The 1,617-nt window shown below is 60.5% G+C and carries 1 protein-coding gene; it reads left to right on the top strand.

The genetic code is table 11. The features are described 5' to 3' along the window. Positions 1-770: 770 nt before the first annotated feature. A partial coding sequence (locus tag SAHL_RS01730; RefSeq protein WP_221177782.1) for an alpha/beta hydrolase family protein occupies positions 771-1,617 on the top strand: 847 nt, incomplete at its 3' end.

Raw genomic sequence — 1,617 nt, 5'->3', positions numbered from 1 at the left:
TGGCTCGGCCGCAAGCGCTGGGAGTACGACAACGACGCCTACTGCGCACGCATCCAGACGCGCTGGAGCGAACGCTTCGGCGCCACCCAGCTCGGCACCGACCAGCGCTTCGGGGACCTGCTCCGCGCGGCGGCGAACGTGTTGCGCCGGAAGCTCTTCGGCGTGCGGCTCTAGACCGACGGCTCGGCGTTCACCTCTGCGGGGCGGCAAGCACTCGAGCTGGGTTCTGGCTCGCGCGGGCAGAAGGTTCTTCACAGTAAGCGCCGGTTTCGAATCCGCCCGATGGAATGCGTCGGTGAGGCATGCGTGATGCTTTCGCTAAGTGAGTCCACCGCGCGTGCGGTCGCAGGGCGGCCACGCTGTCCCGGCCGCGTCTAGGGCTTCGATCGGGACGCGGCCCGGGACATGGGGCCGGCGTTGCCGTGCCCTGATTCCATAAGTCGGTTCAGGAGCCGGACCTTCCGGGCCCTATCACTATCAGTTAATTGTGAGTAAGCAATTGTTGACCACGCCTCACCCGGGTGATAGCTCTATAGCATTCGAAGAATATAAAACATAAAAATAAACGATATTCCAGTGTCTGAGCGCTCCCGTTCAGTATGTTGCCCGACTTAAAGCCGCTTTTAAAAAGAAATAATTTAATAAACGTATTTCATAATTTTCTGCCTTGGATTCGGTGGCCATGGACGGCCGCTCGATAAATGGCCGGCGTCCAGACAAGCCGGCCGATAACCGCGGTATGAACGGAGAAATCCTAGGGAGAAAGTGCGATGCGAAACCAGTACGGCCTGCTTGTCAGGCAATGCTCTGCAGTGCTCATGCTCGTGTTTCTGGCTGTTTTTCTAAACGGCTGTAGCGACGATTCCTTCGCGGACATCGGCGACGACGATTCGGACGGTAATGGCTCGCCGGCCACCCCGTTCACCCTGGCCGAGCAGGGGAGCTTCTTCGTCGGCGGCGAGACAAAGACGCGGGGTGACGACGACGAGATCACCATCAACCAGATGTATGTGGAGTACCAGAAACCCTGGGTCACGGCCGAAGGCGTGCCGATCGTGTTCACCCATGGGTGCTGCCTGAGCTCCAAGACCTGGGAGACGACGCCCGACGGCCGGATGGGGTGGGCGGAGTATTTCGTCCAGCTGGGCCACTCGGTCTATCTGACGGATCAGGTCTCACGCGCCCGCTCGGGGTTCGACGCCACGCCGTTCAACCAGGTCCGCGCGGGTGAGGCGGCGCCGGAGACACAGCCGTCGATCAATCAGGCGAGCCACCAGTTTGCCTGGAGCGTGTTCCGGTTCGGACCGTTCGAAGATCCCTATGAGGACCTGCAGTATCCCATCGAGGCGGTGGACGAGCTGTACAAGCAGATGATGCCCGACCTCAACAGCGGGCTGCCGGAGCAGAACCCGACCTGGGCGAATCTGGCCGAGCTCAGCGAGGATGCCGGGGGTGCCGTGCTTGTGGGCCACTCCCAATCGGGGCTGTATCCGTTTCATGCCGCGCTCATCAATCCCGAGCACGTCAAAGCCGTCATCAACATCGATGAATCGCCCCGGTTTCGTCGGAGGCTCCAACTCTTGAGAGACTGGAGCCATGAAACAGAGCAAACGTTAT

The organism is Salinisphaera orenii subsp. halophila YIM 95161, from assembly GCF_003732545.1.
GTDB lineage: Bacteria > Pseudomonadota > Gammaproteobacteria > Nevskiales > Salinisphaeraceae > Salinisphaera > Salinisphaera orenii_A.
The sequence above is the reverse complement of the archived record's forward strand: the minus strand, read 5'-3'. Positions and strand labels throughout refer to the sequence as shown.